Annotated in this window: 15 protein-coding genes; 13 read left to right on the top strand and 2 right to left on the bottom strand. The window is 69.9% G+C overall.

Annotated elements, in window-relative coordinates:
- Positions 1-44: 44 nt before the first annotated feature.
- The 3 genes from flgF to C7443_RS06685 are packed head-to-tail and all read left to right on the top strand — an operon-like array spanning position 45 to position 2,273.
- On the top strand, positions 45-785 hold the full coding sequence (gene flgF, locus C7443_RS06695; protein WP_110017822.1) for a flagellar basal-body rod protein FlgF: 741 nt from the start codon (positions 45-47) through the stop codon (positions 783-785).
- Between the two features lie 17 nt (positions 786-802).
- A complete protein-coding gene (flgG, locus tag C7443_RS06690) occupies positions 803-1,588 on the top strand; it encodes a flagellar basal-body rod protein FlgG (protein ID WP_110017821.1) in 786 nt (261 codons plus the stop codon).
- Between the two features lie 10 nt (positions 1,589-1,598).
- Positions 1,599-2,273, top strand: a complete 675-nt coding sequence (locus C7443_RS06685) for a flagellar basal body L-ring protein FlgH (RefSeq protein ID WP_110017820.1) — start codon at positions 1,599-1,601, stop codon at positions 2,271-2,273.
- On the opposite strand, the gene C7443_RS06680 is transcribed toward C7443_RS06685, so the two are convergent.
- Together C7443_RS06680 and C7443_RS06675 are read right to left on the bottom strand one after the other, a co-directional pair.
- The gene (locus C7443_RS06680) at positions 2,189-3,184 is read right to left on the bottom strand and encodes an SGNH/GDSL hydrolase family protein (RefSeq protein WP_170123519.1); all 996 of its coding nucleotides are present in this window, start codon (positions 3,182-3,184) and stop codon (positions 2,189-2,191) included. The genes C7443_RS06685 and C7443_RS06680 overlap by 85 nt on opposite strands.
- A gap of 256 nt (positions 3,185-3,440) precedes the next feature.
- Positions 3,441-4,751, bottom strand: a complete 1,311-nt coding sequence (locus tag C7443_RS06675) for a hypothetical protein (RefSeq protein WP_110017818.1) — start codon at positions 4,749-4,751, stop codon at positions 3,441-3,443.
- Between the two features lie 265 nt (positions 4,752-5,016).
- On the opposite strand from C7443_RS06675, the gene C7443_RS06670 reads away from it, so the two are divergent.
- From C7443_RS06670 to C7443_RS06625, 10 genes are read left to right on the top strand one after another with little or no spacing between them, the layout of a single operon-like run.
- Complete coding sequence (locus tag C7443_RS06670; protein ID WP_110017817.1) at positions 5,017-6,132, top strand: flagellar basal body P-ring protein FlgI; 1,116 nt, start codon at positions 5,017-5,019, stop codon at positions 6,130-6,132.
- A 10-nt stretch (positions 6,133-6,142) separates the two neighbouring features.
- On the top strand, positions 6,143-7,219 hold the full coding sequence (locus tag C7443_RS06665) for an SPOR domain-containing protein (RefSeq protein WP_146213245.1): 1,077 nt from the start codon (positions 6,143-6,145) through the stop codon (positions 7,217-7,219).
- 1 nt (position 7,220) lies between these two features.
- On the top strand, positions 7,221-8,183 hold the full coding sequence (gene flgJ, locus C7443_RS06660; protein ID WP_110017815.1) for a flagellar assembly peptidoglycan hydrolase FlgJ: 963 nt from the start codon (positions 7,221-7,223) through the stop codon (positions 8,181-8,183).
- An 18-nt stretch (positions 8,184-8,201) separates the two neighbouring features.
- Positions 8,202-10,121, top strand: a complete 1,920-nt coding sequence (flgK, locus tag C7443_RS06655; RefSeq protein WP_110017814.1) for a flagellar hook-associated protein FlgK — start codon at positions 8,202-8,204, stop codon at positions 10,119-10,121.
- Between the two features lie 11 nt (positions 10,122-10,132).
- Complete coding sequence (gene flgL, locus C7443_RS06650; RefSeq protein ID WP_110017813.1) at positions 10,133-11,347, top strand: flagellar hook-associated protein FlgL; 1,215 nt, start codon at positions 10,133-10,135, stop codon at positions 11,345-11,347.
- 10 nt (positions 11,348-11,357) lie between these two features.
- Entirely contained in the window at positions 11,358-12,353 is a 996-nt protein-coding gene (gene pseB, locus C7443_RS06645; protein WP_110017812.1) for a UDP-N-acetylglucosamine 4,6-dehydratase (inverting), read from the top strand.
- 18 nt (positions 12,354-12,371) lie between these two features.
- Positions 12,372-13,532, top strand: coding sequence for a UDP-4-amino-4,6-dideoxy-N-acetyl-beta-L-altrosamine transaminase (gene pseC, locus C7443_RS06640; RefSeq protein ID WP_110017811.1), 1,161 nt, complete (start codon positions 12,372-12,374; stop codon positions 13,530-13,532).
- A complete protein-coding gene (locus C7443_RS06635; RefSeq protein WP_110017810.1) occupies positions 13,529-14,392 on the top strand; it encodes an N-acetylneuraminate synthase family protein in 864 nt (287 codons plus the stop codon). The genes pseC and C7443_RS06635 overlap by 4 nt, the downstream gene beginning before the upstream one ends.
- A complete protein-coding gene (locus tag C7443_RS06630; RefSeq protein ID WP_110017809.1) occupies positions 14,389-16,161 on the top strand; it encodes a cytidylyltransferase domain-containing protein in 1,773 nt (590 codons plus the stop codon). The genes C7443_RS06635 and C7443_RS06630 overlap by 4 nt, the downstream gene beginning before the upstream one ends.
- Positions 16,158-17,375 carry a class I SAM-dependent methyltransferase gene (locus tag C7443_RS06625; RefSeq protein WP_110017808.1) on the top strand — a complete coding sequence of 406 codons (1,218 nt, stop codon included), beginning with the start codon at positions 16,158-16,160 and terminating at the stop codon, positions 17,373-17,375. Before C7443_RS06630 ends, C7443_RS06625 begins: the two co-directional genes overlap by 4 nt.
- Positions 17,376-17,429: the final 54 nt, after the last annotated feature.

Genomic DNA, 17,429 nt, shown 5'->3' with positions numbered 1-17,429 from the left:
GGCCGGGGCGTGGCTGAGTCCACGCCCCGGAACAGGAGACGACCATGGACCGCATGCTGTACGTCGCGATGAGCGGAGCGCGTCAAATCCTCGACGCGCAGCGCGTCAACACCAACAACCTCGCCAATGCCTCGACCACGGGCTTTCGCCAGGATATCGCCGCGATGCGCAGCCAGCCGGTGATCGGCGACGGCCTGCCCAGCCGCGTCTACGCACAGACCGAGCGCGCCGGCGTCGACCTGAGCGCCGGGCCTTTGCTCGAAACCGGCCGTGATCTCGACGTGGCGGTGCGCGGCGAGGGCTTCATTGCGGTCCGCGATCTCGACGGACACGAGGCCTACACCCGCGCCGGCGACCTGCAGGTCGACGCCAGCGGGCGCCTGACCACCGCCAAGGGGTATGCGGTGCTCGGCGACAACGGCCCGATCGCCCTGCCGCCGTCCGAGAAGACCGACATCGCTGCTGACGGCACGATCAGCGTCAAACCGCTCGGCGAGGACAACACCGCCATCGCCGCCGTTGACCGCATCCGCCTGGTGCAGCCGGCGGCGCAGGATCTGATCAAGGGAGCCGACGGCCTGCTGCGGCGCAAGGATGGCGGCACCAGCCCGGCGGATGCGCGGGTGCATCTGGTCTCCGGCGCCTTGGAAGGCAGCAACGTCAACACCGCCGATGCGCTGGTGACGATGATCGACCTCGCACGGCGCTATGAGACGCAGGTCAAGCTGATGTCGACCGCCGCCGACAACGAGCGCGCCACCGACAAATTGCTCGGCCTCGGCTGAGTCCAGGAGATACCGCCATGAATCCGGCACTTTGGGTCGCCAAGACCGGCCTCGACGCGCAGCAGACGCAGCTCGATGTCGTTGCCAACAACCTCGCCAACGTCAATACCACTGGCTTCAAGAAAGGGCGGGCGAAGTTTGAGGATCTGCTCTATCAGAACGTGCGCCAGGTCGGCGGACAGACCTCGCAGAACACCACGCTGCCCTCGGGCCTGATGCTCGGCACCGGCGTGCGCGTCGTCGCTACCGAGAAACTGCACACGCAGGGCAACGCCATCAATACCGGCAACGCGCTCGACGTGGCCATCAACGGTCGCGGCTTTTTTCAGGTGGAGCTGCCGGACGGCACCATCGCCTACACCCGCGACGGGTCGTTCACGCTCAACGACCAGGGCCAGCTGGTGACCTCCGAGGGGTATCTGGTCTCGCCGCAGCTCACCGTGCCGTCCGACATGCAGAGCATCAGCATCGGCTCCGACGGTGTGGTGTCGGTGGTGCAGCCGGGGCAGACCGGTTCGCAGCAGCTCGGCAATCTGACGATCGCCGATTTCGTCAACCCGACCGGCCTGCAGCCGATCGGCGACAACCTCTATCTTGAGTCGAGTTCGAGCGGCACTGCGCAGACCGGTGATCCGGGCACCAACGGCCTTGGCACGCTGCAGCAGCACATGCTGGAAAGCTCCAACGTCAACATTGCCGAGGAGCTGGTCAACATGATCGAGACGCAGCGCGCCTACGAAGTCAATTCCAAGGCGATCCAGACCGCCGACCAGATGCTGCAGTACCTCAACCAGACCATTTGAGGCGCAGGTCATGAAACCGCTGCTCCTTCCCGTCGCCGGCATTGCGCTGCTCGCGCTGTCAGCCTGCACCACGCTGCCGCTGGATCACCAGTTCACGCCGGTGACGCCAAGCGTCATGGGTTCGCTCGCGCAGACGCAGCCGCGCCCCGCCAATGGCGCGATCTACCGCGCCGGCACCGACATGCGGCTGTTCGAGTCACGCACCGCACGCCGGATCGGCGACATCATCACCATCACGCTGGCGGAGAAGACCGCCGCAACGAAGAAGGCCGACACCAAGCTCGGCAAGAGTTCGGATTCCCAGCTGGCGACGCCGGCGGTGCTGTTCGGCCGCACCATCGACAAGGCGGCGGTCAGCCTGACCAATGACACCACTTTTGACGGCAAGGGCAGTGCGGATCAGTCCAACAGCCTGAGCGGCACGATCAGCGCCGTCGTCACCGATGTCTATCCGAACGGCAATCTGCAGATTCGCGGCGAGAAGGAAGTCACGCTGAATCAGGGGCAGGAGTTCGTCATCGTGCAGGGCGTCGTGCGCCCTGACGATATCGCGGCTGACAACTCGGTGGCATCGAGCAAGGTGGCCGATGCGCAGATCACCTATGCCGGCAAGGGCGCGCTGGCCGACAGCAACACCGCCGGCTGGCTGACGCGGCTGCTGATGCACGCCTTCTTCCCGATCTGACGGCGGCGCAGGCCGAGGATCGCCAGCCCGGTAAACAGCAGTCCCAGCGGCGCCGGCTCTGGGATTGCCACCTGCGCCAGCACGGCTTCGGCGATGTAGACATGCGCCGCGGCCGAGGGGTGGATGCCGTCCCAGAACAGGTATTCATCGGGTGACGCACAGACGCTGCCACCGCCGGTCAGCTCCTTGTAGTCGCCGGTGTAGCAGGCATCGGTGGTATTGGTCAGGCCGTAGTTCTGCGGGTTGGTTGCCATATCCGCGAACAGGGAATAGGCGTCGATGCGATAAAGCGTCGGACCGGACAGATGGTTGAGCATGTCGTCCAGCAGCGAGTTGAAGTTCTGCGTGAGCAGGTCGAGCAGCGGCAGCAGGGCGGGGTAGAGCTGGGCCTCTGGCGACAGCGCCAGACTGGGCTCGTTGAACACGACGATGTTCTGGGCGCCGGCATTGGCGAGGATGGTGATCTGACCGGTCAGGTCACTGGCGATGCCATACAGCAGCGCCGACAGGTCATCCGGGTTGACGGTGCCGTTGCCGAGTCCGATGGCGAGGTCCAGCAGATCGTTGGTGCCTCCCCAGACCAGGTACAGCCCGTCGGCATCGGCGCTGCCACCGTTGCTGCCGAGATAGAGCTGGATCTGCTCGTCGACACCATAAAAACCGGTACCCAGCGGGTGATAGGTCATCCGCGCTGCATTGTAGGCGTAGTTGGTGCCGCCGGCGGTCGAGGGGGTGGAGTCCAGGCCGAGCTCGGCGGCGAGGAGATCCACGTAGTTCGGACCGTTGCTCGAACGGCCGTCATAGTAGACACCGTCTGGATCGGGGTTGGCGCCGTAGGCGCGCAAGGTGTTGATCATATTGCCGGAGTCCGACAGGCTGTTGCCGAACACGTAGAGTCCGGAATAAGACACCGCGGATGCGTTTGCGCTAAGGCATAAGAAGAACAGGCCACAAGCCAGACGAAACAGCTTCATCGATACGACCTCCATGTCAGCGATACATCAGGAATCCATTGGTTGCCAAGGCCATCACCACCGCGGTGACATCCTGGCTGCGACACCGTGCCAAGGCTGGCGGTGACCGTCGTAAACGTAGAGTAAGCGGGGGGGCGCTGTGAATGCTGTGAGCCCCGTCAAGCGCATTAAAAGTGCGTTATATTTCTAATAGTTAATGACGAATCCAGGCTTGCAGATGGAGGGCGATGATGCTCGCCAGCAGCAGCTGCGGGATGTAGCGGCCGTTCCAGCGCTGAAAGGCGTACGGTGAAATGCCATAGCGGCCCTGCATCGCCAGGTGCAGGCCCGACAGCGGCCCGGCCGGCACGCCGATCGCCCAGCCCATCGTGAAGGTCGCGGCGAGCAGCGTCGGCTCCGGGTGCAGCGGTGCCAGCCAGGTGCCGCAGACGGTGACGGCGATCACCGGGTGCACGCCGACGAAGGCAGCGCCGACGATCACCAGCAACAGCATGCTCGCCTGCGCCGGCCCGAACTCGGTGAACGGCAGGTAGCCGGCGGCCAGTGACAGTACGCTGGCGATGCCGGCAGCGAGCACGCCGGCGGCGAGGAACAGCGTCAGCTCGCTGGCGCCATCGCCCAGCCGCTGGGTGATGTAGTGCCCGAACTGCACCGGGCCGCCGCGGCCCTTGCGCAGCAGCAGCAGCACCAGCAGCGTCAGCAGCGGCGCGCCGAGGCAGATCCAGGTCAGGATCGACCACTGCGGCAGCAGCGTATGGCCGACCAGCACCAGCGTCACCAGCAGGCAGGGCAGCCACAGTGTCGAGAAGCGCATCGGGTAGCCGATGAACGGCGCGCCCGGCGCGTTGCCGGCGCGTTGCTCGTCGACTTCGCGCGCGGTCAGCCACAGGCCGAAAGCCGCCAGCGGCAGTCCGGTGAGGACCACGATCGGCACCTGCGCGCCCGGCGCGTAAGTCACCGCCGCCGCCATCGCCGCAAAGAACGGCGACCAGAAGGCGCCGGTGGCGAAGCCGCGGGACAGCACCAGCGCCCGGCGCCGGCCGAGGCGGCGGCCGCCGCGGTTGACCATGCGGTCGCCGAGCAGGAATACCGAGGACATGTTGATCACCGCGCCGAACAGGTGCACGCCGAGCAGGGTGCGCCATACCGCGCCCTGGCCGCGCGGCGGCGGTTCCTCGCCCTCGCCGGGTACGGTCGCCACCAGTTTGAGGAAGGCCACGGCCGTCAGCAGGCCGATCAGCGACTGGTTGCCGGCGACCACCAGCGACAGGTTCGGCCGTGCGCCGCCGATGGCGCCGATCAGCATGCCGAGCACGCCGATGCCGGCCAGCCAGCGCGCCTGATGGCGCTGCTGGCGGCGCAGCCGCCGCCACAGCAGCGCCGCCGCCGCCCAGGCCAGCGCGCCGGCCCACAGCACGGAGACGTGCCGGTCGATGCCGGCGAGCACCGTCATCACGACCATTGCGGCGAGCAGGATACCGGCCACGGCATTGCGGTGAGGCATGGGTCGACGACCGTTTCGAAGGCGCCACGCGGGCAGGGCGGCGCAGCATAGCGCTGCGGCCGGCGCGGCGGAGTGCATGGCTGCGATGCACGGGCGGCGGGCCGCCGTCAGCGGGCTCCAGTCTGCCGACATCGTCAAATCGGCGGGCGCGCCGTCGAAATTCTGGCGCATTACCGAGTGTTTTGAATCAAAACAATAGCTTGTTGTGGTGGCCCGATTCCTGCTGAAACCATGGCATGTCCCGTTTCACCGCAGGCATTGCGCCATGAACCGTGCACCGAAACTCCTCAAACCGCTGCTGATCGCGCTGGCGCTGGGCCTGAGCGGGCCGGCGGCGGCCGATCGCGTCAAGGATTTGGCGACGGTCGGCGGCGTGCGCAGCAACCAGCTGGTCGGCTACGGCCTGGTGGTCGGCCTGGCCGGCACCGGTGACCAGACCTCGCAGACGCCGTTCACCGTGCAGTCGATGCGCAACATGCTGACCGGCCTCGGCGTGGTGCTGCCGGCCAACATCAATCTGCAGTTGAAGAACGTCGCCGCGGTGTCGGTGCACGCCGACCTGCCGGCGTTCGCCAAGCCCGGGCAGACCATCGACATCACCGTTTCCTCGCTCGGCAACGCCAAGAGCCTGCGCGGCGGCTCGCTGCTGCTGACGCCGCTGCGCGGCGCCGACGGCGAGGTCTATGCGATGGCGCAGGGCAACGTCGTCGTCGGCGGCCTCGGCGTCGAAGGCGAGGGCAGCAGCATCACCGTCAACGTGCCGAGCGCCGGGCGCATCGCCAACGGCGCGACCGTCGAGCGCGCGGTACCCGATGCCCTGAGCACCGGCAACGGCGCACTGACGCTGAACCTGCACCAGCCCGACTTCACCACCGCCGAGCGTCTGGCACAGGCGATCAACCGCAAGCTCGGCGGCCAGTTCGCCAGCGCGCTGGATGCGGCGACCGTGCAGATCGAAGGCCCGCGCGACCCGCGCTCGCGGGTGCCGTTCATCGCCGAGCTGGAGAACATCGACGTCAAGCCGGCCGAGGGCGCGGCGAAGGTCATCATCAATTCGCGGACCGGCACCGTCGTCGTCGGCAACAACGTGCGCCTGTTCCCGGCGGCGGTGACGCACGGCAAGATGACCGTGACGATCAGCGCCGATCCGGTGGTGTCGCAGCCGAATGCGCTGAGCAACGGCCAGACCGTCGTCGTGCCGCGCCAGAACATCGACGTCAAGGAAGAGAAGCGGCCGATGTTCCTGTTCAACCCCGGCACCAAGCTCGAAGACATCGTGCGCGCGGTCAACCAGGTCGGCGCCAGCCCCTCCGACCTGGCCGCCATCCTCGAAGCACTGAAAGCCGCCGGCGCGCTGCGCGCCGAGCTGATCGTGATTTGAGGTGGCGGCGATGAGCGCGACTTTCCCCGTCAGGCCGGCTCCTTCGATGCTGCGTCTGGGCTGGCCGCTGCTGCTGGCGCTGCCGGTCGTGCTGCTGCTGCAGGCAACCACGATGTGGGTGCTGGGCCAGCTGTCCGGCCCGGCTGCACTGCGTGAACCGGCCGCATTGCCGGCCGCGCCGATTGCGGCGACCCCGACCCCGACCCCGACCCCGACTTTGGCTTCGACTCCGGCTCCAGCCCCGACTGTGGCTCTGGCTTCGACCGCTACCGTCGAGGAAGAGGCGCCGGCGCTGCCCGTCGCCGCCCCGGCGGTTTCGCTGCCGGCCGAGGCGGTCGAACACACGGCAACGCCGGTCGTGAGCGAGGTGAGCCCTGTCACGGCCGCGCCGGTCGAGCCGGAGCCGGTCGAACCAGCGGCCGCCGCCGCGCCGTCACCGGATACGCAGGAATCGCCGGCGACCGCCGCGAACACCGCGCCAGTCGCCGCGCCCGCGGCAGCGGCCGTGGAAAGCCTGCCACCGGGACTGGTGGCGGTGCCGGCGCCCGCACCGACTCCGCCGCGCGCGCCGCAGGTGTCCTCACCCGAGCCGCCGGCGGCCGTTGTGCCGACGCCGCCGGCCGAGCCGCAGCCGGCCGCGGTTGCGGCCGTCAAGCCAGCCGCGCCGGCGCTTGCCGCTGTGCCGGCGCCGGTCGAACCGGCGAAGCCGGCAGCGCGGCCGGCCGCCCGCAACGAGGTCAAGGCGGACAGCAAAGCTACCGAACCGCCGCGCAGCTTCGCCCCGGAAAAACCTTATGGACCGGACTGGGTGATGGCGCAGCCGGCGCGCAACCAGACGCTGCAGCTGATGGCGGGCGGTTCCGAGCGCGCGCTGGTGGCGTTCGCCAGCAGCCACGGCACCGGCTATCCGCTGGCGGTGTTCGAGACCGTGCGCGGCGGCCAGCCGTTCTTCATGCTGCTCGCCGGCAGCTTCGCCAGCCCCGCCGAAGCGCGCGCCGCGCTGGCCGAGCTGCGCCAGCGCGTGCCCGGCGCGCAGCCGTGGATCCGCACCATCGGCTCGATTCAGCAGATGGCGGTGCGGCCCTGAGATGGTGACGACGACGCTCGGGGCCGACAGTGCCGCGCTCGGCGATTTCGCCGGGCTGGCACGTTTGCGCCGCGGCGCCGCCGCCGGCTCGCCGCAGGCCACCCGTGAAGTCGCCCAGCAGTTCGAGGCGGTGTTCATCGGCATGATGCTGAAGTCGATGCGCGCGGCCACGCCGGGCGACTCGCTGGTCGACAGCGACGCCAGCCGCATGGCCCGCGATCTCTACGATCAGCAGCTCGCCGCCGATCTGGCAAAGAAAGGCACGTTCGGCGTGGCGCGCATGCTGCTGCGCCAGCTCGATCCGCAGGCGGCCGGCGCCGAGCCGGTACCGAGTGGCGATGGCGTGGCGCCGGCGCTGGATGGCAACGCGCTGGCGGCGCTGCGCCGCATCGAGGGCATCCGCCGCGATGCCGGTCTCGATGCCGCGACGCCGGCCAGCAGCCTGCCGGCGGCGTTCAAGCCCGGTACGCCGGATGCGTTCGTGCGCGAGGTCTGGCCGCATGCGCAGGCGGCGGCGGGCGAGCTCGGTGTGCGTCCCGAGGTGCTGGTGGCGCAGGCGGCGCTGGAATCCGGCTGGGGTCGCTCGGTGCCGCGCCATGCCGACGGCCGCTCCAGCCACAATCTGTTCGGCATCAAGGCCGACCGCAGCTGGAACGGCGCGCGCGTCGAAAATTCGACGCTCGAATACGTCGACGGTGTGCCGCAACGCCAGGTCGACGGCTTCCGCGCCTACGCCTCGTGGGGCGAGAGCTTCCGCGACTACGCCCGCTTCATTCAGCAGAATCCTCGTTATAAACAAGCGCTTGAAAATGCTGCGGACAGCTCTGCGTACCTGCATGAACTGCACCGCGCGGGCTACGCCACCGATCCCGCCTACCCGGCGAAGATCCAGCGCATCCTCGGCAGCGACGCTCTGGCAGAGTTTCTGCAGACCGCTGCAGTCAAGTCCGCTCCGCGCGGCTGAACGCACGGGTGATCCCTGATGGTCGAAATCGCACGCACCGCACTCACCGGCCTGCAGGTCGCGCAGCAGGGCCTGGCGACCACCGGCCACAACATCGCCAATGCCAGCACTCCGGGCTACAGCCGGCAGACGGTCGATCAGGTCGCGCGCGCGCCGCAGTACACCGGCCCCGGCGGTTTCGTCGGCACCGGCGTCGAAGTGGCAACCATCAGCCGCACCTACGACAAATTCCTGACGCAGCAGGTGCGCAGCCACACCGCCACCCAGCAGCAGCTGTCGACACAGTCGGATCTGGTCGGGCAGGTCAACAGCCTGCTGACCGACAGCTCGGCCGGCGTTTCGCCGCTGCTGCAGAATCTGTTCGATGCGTTTCAGAGCCTGTCCGAGGCGCCGGCCTCGACGGCGACGCGCGAGGTCGTGCTCAACAGCGCGCAGGCGCTGGTCGACCGCCTGCATGAAGTCGACGACCAGCTGCAGACGCTGCGCGGCAACGTCAACACCGGCTTGCGCGATACCGTCACCTCGATCAATTCGCTGGCCAGCTCGCTGGCCAGCATCAACAAGCAGATCGTCATCGCCCAGCACGGCAGTTCCGACGAGCCGAACGATCTGCTCGATCAGCGCGACTATCTGATGCAGCAGCTCTCGGAGAAAGTGGGGGTGCAGACGGTGATCGCCGATGACGGCACCGCCAGCGTGTTCATCGGCAGCGGTCAGGCGCTGGTGACCGGCTTCAGCACCTATCAGCTGGAGGTGCGCACCTCGCAGTACGATCCCGCCGACGTGCAAATCGCCTACAGCGGCAGCGGCGCCGAAATCTCCAATTACCTCACCGGCGGTCAGCTCGGCGGCTATCTGGCGTTCCGCAGCCAGACGCTGGACCGGGCGCAGAGTGACCTCGGCCTGCTGGCGCAGGGGCTGGCGGACAGCGTCAACCAGGTGCAGACGCAGGGCATGGACCTCGAAGGGCAGCTCGGCACGGCCTTCTTCAGCAGCGGCTCGCCGACCGTGCTGGCGAGCACCCACAACGACGGCTCGGCGCAGGTCACCGCCACCCTCACCGACGTCGGCGCGCTGCAGCGCTCGGACTACGAGCTGAGCTACAACGGCGGTACCTACACGCTGCGGCGGCTGTCGGATTCGAGCGTGGTCGCCAGCGGCAGCAGCGGGCCGCTGAGCGCCGACGGCCTCAGCATCGACATCGACACCAGCGCCGGTGCGGCCGCCGACGGTGACCGCTTCCTGATCCAGCCGACGCGCAACGGCGCCCGCGACATCCAGCTCAACCTCACCGGCACCGAGCAGATCGCCGCGGCGCTGCCGATCCACACCGGTGCCGCCACCGGCAACATCGGCACCGGCGCGATCAGCAGCGGCAGCGTCAGTGACGTCAGCGATCCGGCGCTGCGCACGCCGGTGGAGATCCGCTTCACCAGCGAGACGACGTTCGACGTCGTCGACGTCAGCGATCCGAGCAGCCCAGTGATGCTGCAGTCGGCGGTCAGCTACGACCCGAGTTCCGGCGCGACGGTGCTGCAGAACGGCTGGGAGGTGCGCCTGTCCGGCAAGCCGCAGAACGGCGATGTGTTCAGCGTCAGCAACAACGCCGGCGGCGAGGGCGACAACCGCAACGCGCTGGCGCTCGCCGGGCTGGCCACCGCCGACACGCTGGTTGGCCACACCAGCGACCTCAACAGTTTCTACGGCGCGGTGCTGGCGGACATCGGTGCCCAGACCGATCGGCTGGGCACCGCGCTGTCGGCGCAGACCGCGCTGCTCGACAATGCCACCGCTGCGCGCGATGCGGTCTCCGGCGTCAATCTCGACGAGGAAGCCGCCAATCTGCTCAAGTACCAGCAGGCCTATCAGGCTTCGGCGCAGGTGATGCAGATCGCCAACGAGATGTTCCAGACCCTGCTTGCCATCGCCCAGCGCTGAGGGACCCCGCTATGACCGTGCGCATCTCCAGCAATCAGATTCACGAGTCCAACGTCCGCTACATGAACCAGGCGCAGAGCAAGGTCGCCGAGCTGCAGAGCCAGCTGGCGACCGGCAAGCGCGTGCTCAGCCCCGCCGACGATCCGGCCGGCTCCGCGCGCCTGGTCGAGCTGCAGCGCCAGATCCAGTCGACCGAGCAGTACCAGACCAACATCAGCTTCGCCGGCGGCCGGCTCGGCGCCGAGGAAGATGCGCTGAGCCAGGCCAACGACCTGATGGACCGCACCCGCCAGCTGCTGGTGCAGGCCAATACCACGACGCTGTCGAACGCCGACCGCGGCAGCATCGCCCAGGAAATCCGCCAGATCCGCGGCGAGCTGCTGCAGCTCGCCAACGGTCAGGACGGCAACGGCGAGTACCTGTTCGGCGGCTACCAGACCGCCTCGACGCCGTTCGTCGAGGCGCCGGCCGGGCAGGTCAGCTACACGGGCGACAGCGGCCAGCGCCTGGTCGGCATCGCGCCGACGCGCTCGGTGGCGGTCAGCGACGCCGGCGATGCGGTGTTCATGAACATCCCCACCGGCAACGGCATCTTCAGCGCCACGGCCGCCAGCACCAATACCGGCTCGGCGACGCTCGAACCGCTGGCGCAGACCGATCCCTCGGTGTACCAGCGTCACCGCTTCCAGATCGATTTCGTCAGCACCGACCAGTACACCATCACCGACCTCAGCGCGGTGCCGCCGCTGACCGGCGCGGCGCTGAATCTGCCGAACGACGGCGTCATCGCCTTCAACGGCGTCACGCTGCAGCTCGACGGGGCGGTGAGTCCGGGCGACAGCTTCACGGTCGAGCCGGCACCGAAGCAGGATGTGTTCACGACGCTCGATGACATTGCCAACGCGCTGGAAACCCCCTATGCCAGCACCGAGCAGCTCGATGCCTTCCATCGACAGATGGACTCGGCGATGGACAATATCGACCGCGTCAAGGACCGCTTCCTCGAAGTGCGCACCACCCTCGGCGCGCGCATGAACGGGCTCGACGCGCAGGAATCGATCAACAGCGAGTTCTCGCTGCGCATGCAGGAGATCGCTGGCGGCATCGAGGACGTCGACTACGCCGACGCCACCACCAAGCTCAACCAGTACCTGTTGACCCTGCAGGCGGCGCAGCAGTCCTACGCCAAGATCTCCCGCCTGTCCCTGTTCGATTACCTTGGCTGAGGCGCATGCCATGCTCAGCGGCAAGTCCATCCTGATCACCGGCGGCACCGGCTCCTTCGGCCATGCCTTCGTGCGCACCGTGCTGGCGCGCTACCGTCCGGCCCGCGTGGCGATCTATTCGCGCGACGAGCTCAAGCAGTACGAGATGGCGCAGGAATACCCGCAGCCGCAGCTGCGCTGGTTCATCGGCGACGTGCGCGACCGCGAGCGCCTGTGCCAGGCGATGCGCGGCATCGACGTGGTGATCCACGCCGCGGCGCTCAAGCACGTGCCGGTCGCCGAATACAACCCGATGGAGTGCATCAAGACCAACGTCTACGGCGCCGAGAACGTCATCGCCGCCGCGCTCGACAACGAGGTCGAGCGCGTCATCGCGCTGAGCACCGACAAGGCGGCCAATCCGGTCAATCTCTACGGCGCCTCCAAGCTCGCCTCGGACAAGCTGTTCATCGCCGCCAACAACATCGCCGGCCGTCACCGCACGCGCTTTTCGGTGGTGCGCTACGGCAACGTGGTCGGCTCGCGCGGCTCGGTGCTGCCGCTGTTCCGCCGCCTGCTCGCCGAGGGCGCGCGCGAGCTGCCGCTGACCGATGCGCGCATGACCCGCTTCTGGATCACCCTCGACGAGGGCGTCGACTTCGTGCTCGCCTCGCTGGCGCGCATGCAGGGCGGCGAGCTGTTCGTGCCCAAGCTGCCCTCGGCGCGCATGAGCGATCTGGTCAGCGCGCTCGACCCGGAGGTCGGCATCCGCATCATCGGCATCCGCCCCGGCGAGAAGCTGCACGAGATCATGTGCCCGCGCGACGACGCGCGGCTGACGCTGGAGTTCGCCGACCACTACGTGATCCGCCCGAGCATCACCTTCGTGCAGCCGGTCGACTACTGCTGCAACGCCCGTGGCGAGGCCGGCTGCGCGGTCGACGACGAGTTCGAGTACCACTCCGGCACCAACCCGCATTTCCTCAGCGTGCCGCAGCTGCGGGCGCTGATCGAACGCTGCATCTGAACGCCAGGGAGGCGCGGCATGATTCCCTATGGACGCCAGCAGATCGATGCCGATGACATCGCCGCGGTCAGCGCGGTGCTCGCCTCGGATTTCCTCACCCAGGGGCCGGCGGTGCCGCGCTTCGAGGCTGCCGTCGCCGCGCGCTGCGGCGCCGCGCACGCGGTCGCCGCGAGCAGCGCCACCGCTGCGCTGTGGCTGGCCTACCGCGCGCTCGGCCTCGGCCCCGGCGATGAGCTGTGGACCAGTCCGATCACCTTCGTCGCCACCGCCACCGCGGCCCACCACTGCGGCGCCAGCGTCGATTTCATCGACATCGACCCGGCCACCGGCAACCTCTGCCCGCAGCGCCTCGCCGAGCAGCTGGCGCGCGCCGAGCATGACGGCTGCCTGCCGCAGATCGTCGCGCCGGTGCACTTCGCCGGCCAGCCCTGCGACATGCCGGCGCTGGCTGCACTGGCCGCGCGCTACGGCTTTCGCCTCGTCGAGGACGCCGCGCACGCCATCGGTGCCCGCTGGGACGGCGTCCCGATCGGCGCCGGCCGCTGGTCCGACATCACCGTGTTCAGCTTCCATCCGGTCAAGCTGATCACCACCGGCGAGGGCGGCATGGCGCTGTGCAACGATGCCGCGCTGGCCGCGCGCATGCGTGCGCTGCGCAGCCACGGCGTCAGCCGCGAGCCGGCCGACTGGCAGGCGGGCGGCGAGGGCGCCTGGTACTACGAGCAGCTCGACGCCGGCTGGAATTTCCGCCTGACCGACCTGCAGGCCGCGCTCGGCAGCAGCCAGCTGCTCAAGCTCGATGACTTTCTCGGCCGCCGCCGAGCGCTTGCCGCGCGCTACGACCGCCTGCTCGCCGGCCTGCCGCTGCGCCGGCCGTGGCTCGATCCGCGGGCCGAGTCGGCCTGGCACCTGTACGTCGTGCAGCTGGCCGACGCGCCGACGCGGCGGCACGTGTTCGATGCGCTGCGCGCCGCCGGCATCGGCGTCAACGTGCATTACATCCCGGTCTACCGGCAGCCGCTGTGGCGCACGCTCGGCGGCCACGACGGCCTGTGCCCGCGCGCCGAGGCGTTCTACGCCGGCGCGCTCAGCCTGCCGCTGCACCCGGGGCTGAGCGAGGCCGAGCAGGATTACGTCGTCGCGCGGCTCGGTGCCGCGCTGGAGGAGGTGACGGCATGAGCGCGCGCTTCATCGCCGAGGTTTCGAGCAATCACCATCGTGATCTCGAACGCTGCCTGGCGTTCATCGACACCGCCGCCGCCATCGGCTGCGCGGCGGTCAAGTTCCAGCTGTTTCGCGTCGAGCGGCTGTTCGCGCCGGAAATCCTCGCGCGCAGCGCCGCCCACCGCGCCCGCGCCGACTGGGAGCTGCCGGTGGCCTTTCTGCCGGCGCTGGCCGAGCGCTGCCGCGCGCGCCGGGTCGAGTTCGCCTGCACGCCGTTCGATCTCGAAGCCGTCGGCCAGCTCGCCGACCACGTCGATTTCTACAAGATCGCCTCCTACGAGCTGCTGTGGGACGCGCTGCTGCTGGCCTGCGCCGCCACCGGCAAGCCGGTGGTGCTGTCGACCGGCATGGCCACGCTCGATGAAGTGGTGCGCGCGGTCGGCGTGCTGCGCGCCGGCGGCTGTGCGCAGCCGACGCTGCTGCACTGCGTTTCCGGCTATCCGACGCCGGCCGACGAATGCAACCTCGCGGCGATCGCCACGCTGCGCGAAGCCTGCGGCTGCGCCGTCGGCTGGTCCGATCACAGCGTCGATGCCGCGGTGATCGCGCGCGCGGTGCTGCGCTGGGGCGCCGAACTGGTCGAATTCCACCTCGACCTCGACGGCCACGGCGAGGAATACGCCGCCGGCCACTGCTGGCTGCCGGCGGCGATCGGCGCGCAGATCGCCGAGCTGGCGCGCGGCGAGCGGGCCGACGGCGACGGGCGCAAGGAGCCGGTGCGCTGCGAACTGGCGGACCGCAACTGGCGCGCCGATCCGCTCGACGGCCTGCGCCCGCTGCGCGCGATCCGCGCCGACTGGCAGCCGCAGCCATGAATCCGCGCGGGCGTGTGGTCGCCGTGATCCAGGCGCGCATGGGCTCCAGCCGCTTTCCCGGCAAGGTGCTGGCGCCGCTCGCCGGCCAGCCGCTGCTCTGGCATCTGCTGCAGCGCCTGCGCCGCTGCCGCACGCTGGATGCGATCGTCGTCGCCACCACCACCGCTGCGGCCGACGATGCGCTCGCCGCCTGGGCCGCGGCCCAGGGCGTGAGCGTGGTGCGCGGCCCTGAAGACGACGTGCTGGCGCGCTTTGCGCTCGCCGCCGAGGCCAGTCAGGCCGACATCGTGCTGCGCGTCACCGGCGATGCGCCGCTGATCGACCCCGGGCTGATCGATGCGCTGGTCGAGGCGCTGTGCACCAGCGGTGCCGAGCACGCGCTCGGCCGCGCCGGCTTTGCGACGCTGCACGAGGGCATCGACCCCTTCACCCGCGGCGCGCTGCAGCGCCTGCTCGATGAAGCCGGCGACGACCCGCTGGCCCGCGAGCACGTCAGCGCCTGGTTCAAGCAGCACCCGCAGCGCGTGCGCACCGCCTGGGTCGATATCGAGCCGCGCCACGCCAACCCGCTCGGCGCCCGGCTGTCGGTCGACACGCCGGCCGATCTGGCCTTTCTCGAAGCGGTCTACGCCGCGCTCGGCGTGGCGGCCGGCGAGGCCGATCTGGCCGCCGTCGGCAGGCTGCTGCAGGCGCACCCCGAGCTGCTGGCGCTGAATGCCCACGTGCGGCAGAAGGCGGCGAGCGCGCGCTCGCACCGCGTGCTGATCCGCTGCGACGGCGGCGGCGCGCTCGGCCTCGGTCACGTCGTGCGCTGCCTGGCGATCGCCGACGAGCTGCGCGAGCGCGAGGGCTGCGGCGTGCGCTTCGCGCTCGGCGGCACCGCGGTGGCCGCCGAGCAGGTGCGCGCTGCCGGCTTTCCGCTCGATCTCATCAGCGGCGAGGAGGCGGCCTGGCTCGACGGCCTGATCGCCCGCCAGCGCCCCGATGCGCTGCTGCTCGACGTGCGCAGCGCGCTGACGCCGGCGGCGCTGGCGCGCTGGCGCGCGCACTGCCGCATCGTGCTGCTCGACGATGCCAGCGCCCGCCGCCAGGCTGCCGACCTGTTGTTCTATCCGCTGCCGCCATCGTTCGACGGGCGCGAGCTGAGCGGCGCGTGCTGCAGCGGCTGGTCGTGGCTGCCACTGCGCCGGCAGTTCGCCGGCCAGCCGCCGGCGGCGACGCATACGTCGCCGCGGCTGCTGGTGACGATGGGCGGCAGCGATCCGGCCGGGCTGAGCCTGCTCGCCGTCGAGGCGCTGGAGCGACTGCCGGCGGACTGCCAGCCGCTGCTGGTGCTCGGCCGCGATTTCCAGCACGCCGAGGCGCTCGCTGCGCAGCTGGCTGGCAGCCGCCGGGCCTGGCAGGTCGAGCGCGACGTTGCCGACATGGCGACGCTGATGCGCTCGGCCGATCTGGCGCTGATCGCCTACGGCGGCACCGCGCATGAGCTGGCCGCGCTCGGCGTGCCGGCGCTGTACCTGTGCCTCGATGCCGATCACGCCGCGTCCGCCGCCGTCTGCGCGGCCGCCGGCTTCGGCGTCTCGCTCGGCCGCGCCGCGGCGCTGGATGCCGCGGCCATCGCCGCCGCCGTGGCCGCGCTGCTCGCCGACGGGCCGCGCCGGCAGCGCATGGCGCAGGCCGGCCGCGCGGCGATCGACGGTGGCGGTGCCGCGCGCATCGCCGCGCGCATCGTGCAGTGCATCGAACAGCCGCGCAGGGCCGCCGCATGAGCGCGCTGCCGTGGAGCCGGCCGGACCCGCTGAGTGCCTGGCACGACCCGCGCCACCTGCAGCTGCGCGACTGCCCGCTGTGCGGCAGCGCGCGCAGCCGTCCGGTGATGACGCTGGAGGACTTCCAGTTCTTCAGCGACGCCGCCATCGGCAAGCGCGTGCCGGTGCGCGAGGTGCGCTGCCTCGACTGCCAGACGCTGTATCTCAACCCGTGCTGGAGCAGCGCCGGCTTCGCCGCGCTGTTCGCCGAGGCCGGCTGCAGCTACGGCGCCAGCGCCGGCCGTGCCGAGGAGCAGGTCGACTGGCTGCGCGCGCGCGGCCTGCTCGATGCCGGCCTGAGTGTGCTCGATGCCGGCTGCTATGACGGCCGCTTCCTGTCGCGGCTGCCGGCGACGCTCGATCGCCTCGGCGTCGACATCGACGCGCCGGCGATCGAGCGCGGCCGCGCCCGCGATGCGCAGCTGACGCTGCTGCACGGCGATTTCGAAAACTTCGACTGCCCGCGCGCGCCGGACGTGATCACGCTGTTCCACGTGCTCGAACACCTGCCGCGTCCGCTGACGGTGCTGCGCCATCTGCACGCGCTGGCCAAGCCGACGACGCGGCTGGTGCTGGAAGTGCCGGTGCTGGAACACGCCGCGACCAACGACATCAACGGCTTTTTCTCGGTGCAGCACATGACCCACTTCAGCCACGCCAGCCTCGCCCATGCGCTGGCGCGCGGCGGCTGGCGGCTGCTGGAGCGGCAGACCATGGACGGCTACAACGGCTGCCGCGTGCTCGCCGAGCCGGCGCCCGTCAGCGAGCAGGTGCACGCCGATGCCGATGACGCCGCCCGCCTGCACGATTACCTCGGTGCCTGGCACGCGGCGATCGCCGCCGTCGAGCGCCGGCTGCTGGCGGCGCGCGACTGGCCGCGGCTGGTGCTGTGGGGCGCCGGCCTGCACAGCGAATTTCTCTGGCAGCTCACCAGCCTGTTCGACCGCGCCGAGCGCGAAGTCCTGCTGGTCGACAGCGATGCGCTCAAGCAGGGCCGGCGCTGGCGCGGCCTGCCGATCCTGCCGCCGGCGCTGCTCGCCGAGGTCGACTGGAGCGCGGCCGGGCTGGTGATTTCGAGCTATGCCGGCCAGCCGGCGATCGCCGCGGCGGCGGCCGAACTGGGTGTGCCGGCGGCGCGCTGCCTGTCACTGTATGCGTCGCTGCGCCGCTACTGAGCGCAGCCTTAACCCGCGCGCGCCTGCCGCGTCGCTCTGCTGAGGATTCACTTG

The organism is Plasticicumulans acidivorans, from assembly GCF_003182095.1.
GTDB classification, from domain to species: Bacteria; Pseudomonadota; Gammaproteobacteria; order Competibacterales; family Competibacteraceae; genus Plasticicumulans; species Plasticicumulans acidivorans.
This window is presented reverse-complemented; position numbering and strand designations above follow the sequence as displayed.

Coding starts and splice junctions, on each gene's coding strand:
- C7443_RS06665 (WP_146213245.1), top strand. CDS start 6,143: ATGAGCGCGACTTTCCCCGTCAGGCCGGCTCCTTCGATGCTGCGTCTG.
- flgG (WP_110017821.1), top strand. CDS start 803: ATGAATCCGGCACTTTGGGTCGCCAAGACCGGCCTCGACGCGCAGCAG.
- pseB (WP_110017812.1), top strand. CDS start 11,358: ATGCTCAGCGGCAAGTCCATCCTGATCACCGGCGGCACCGGCTCCTTC.
- C7443_RS06625 (WP_110017808.1), top strand. CDS start 16,158: ATGAGCGCGCTGCCGTGGAGCCGGCCGGACCCGCTGAGTGCCTGGCAC.
- C7443_RS06670 (WP_110017817.1), top strand. CDS start 5,017: ATGAACCGTGCACCGAAACTCCTCAAACCGCTGCTGATCGCGCTGGCG.
- pseC (WP_110017811.1), top strand. CDS start 12,372: ATGATTCCCTATGGACGCCAGCAGATCGATGCCGATGACATCGCCGCG.
- flgF (WP_110017822.1), top strand. CDS start 45: ATGGACCGCATGCTGTACGTCGCGATGAGCGGAGCGCGTCAAATCCTC.
- flgJ (WP_110017815.1), top strand. CDS start 7,221: ATGGTGACGACGACGCTCGGGGCCGACAGTGCCGCGCTCGGCGATTTC.
- flgK (WP_110017814.1), top strand. CDS start 8,202: ATGGTCGAAATCGCACGCACCGCACTCACCGGCCTGCAGGTCGCGCAG.
- flgL (WP_110017813.1), top strand. CDS start 10,133: ATGACCGTGCGCATCTCCAGCAATCAGATTCACGAGTCCAACGTCCGC.
- C7443_RS06675 (WP_110017818.1), bottom strand. CDS start 4,751: ATGCCTCACCGCAATGCCGTGGCCGGTATCCTGCTCGCCGCAATGGTC.
- C7443_RS06630 (WP_110017809.1), top strand. CDS start 14,389: ATGAATCCGCGCGGGCGTGTGGTCGCCGTGATCCAGGCGCGCATGGGC.
- C7443_RS06685 (WP_110017820.1), top strand. CDS start 1,599: ATGAAACCGCTGCTCCTTCCCGTCGCCGGCATTGCGCTGCTCGCGCTG.
- C7443_RS06635 (WP_110017810.1), top strand. CDS start 13,529: ATGAGCGCGCGCTTCATCGCCGAGGTTTCGAGCAATCACCATCGTGAT.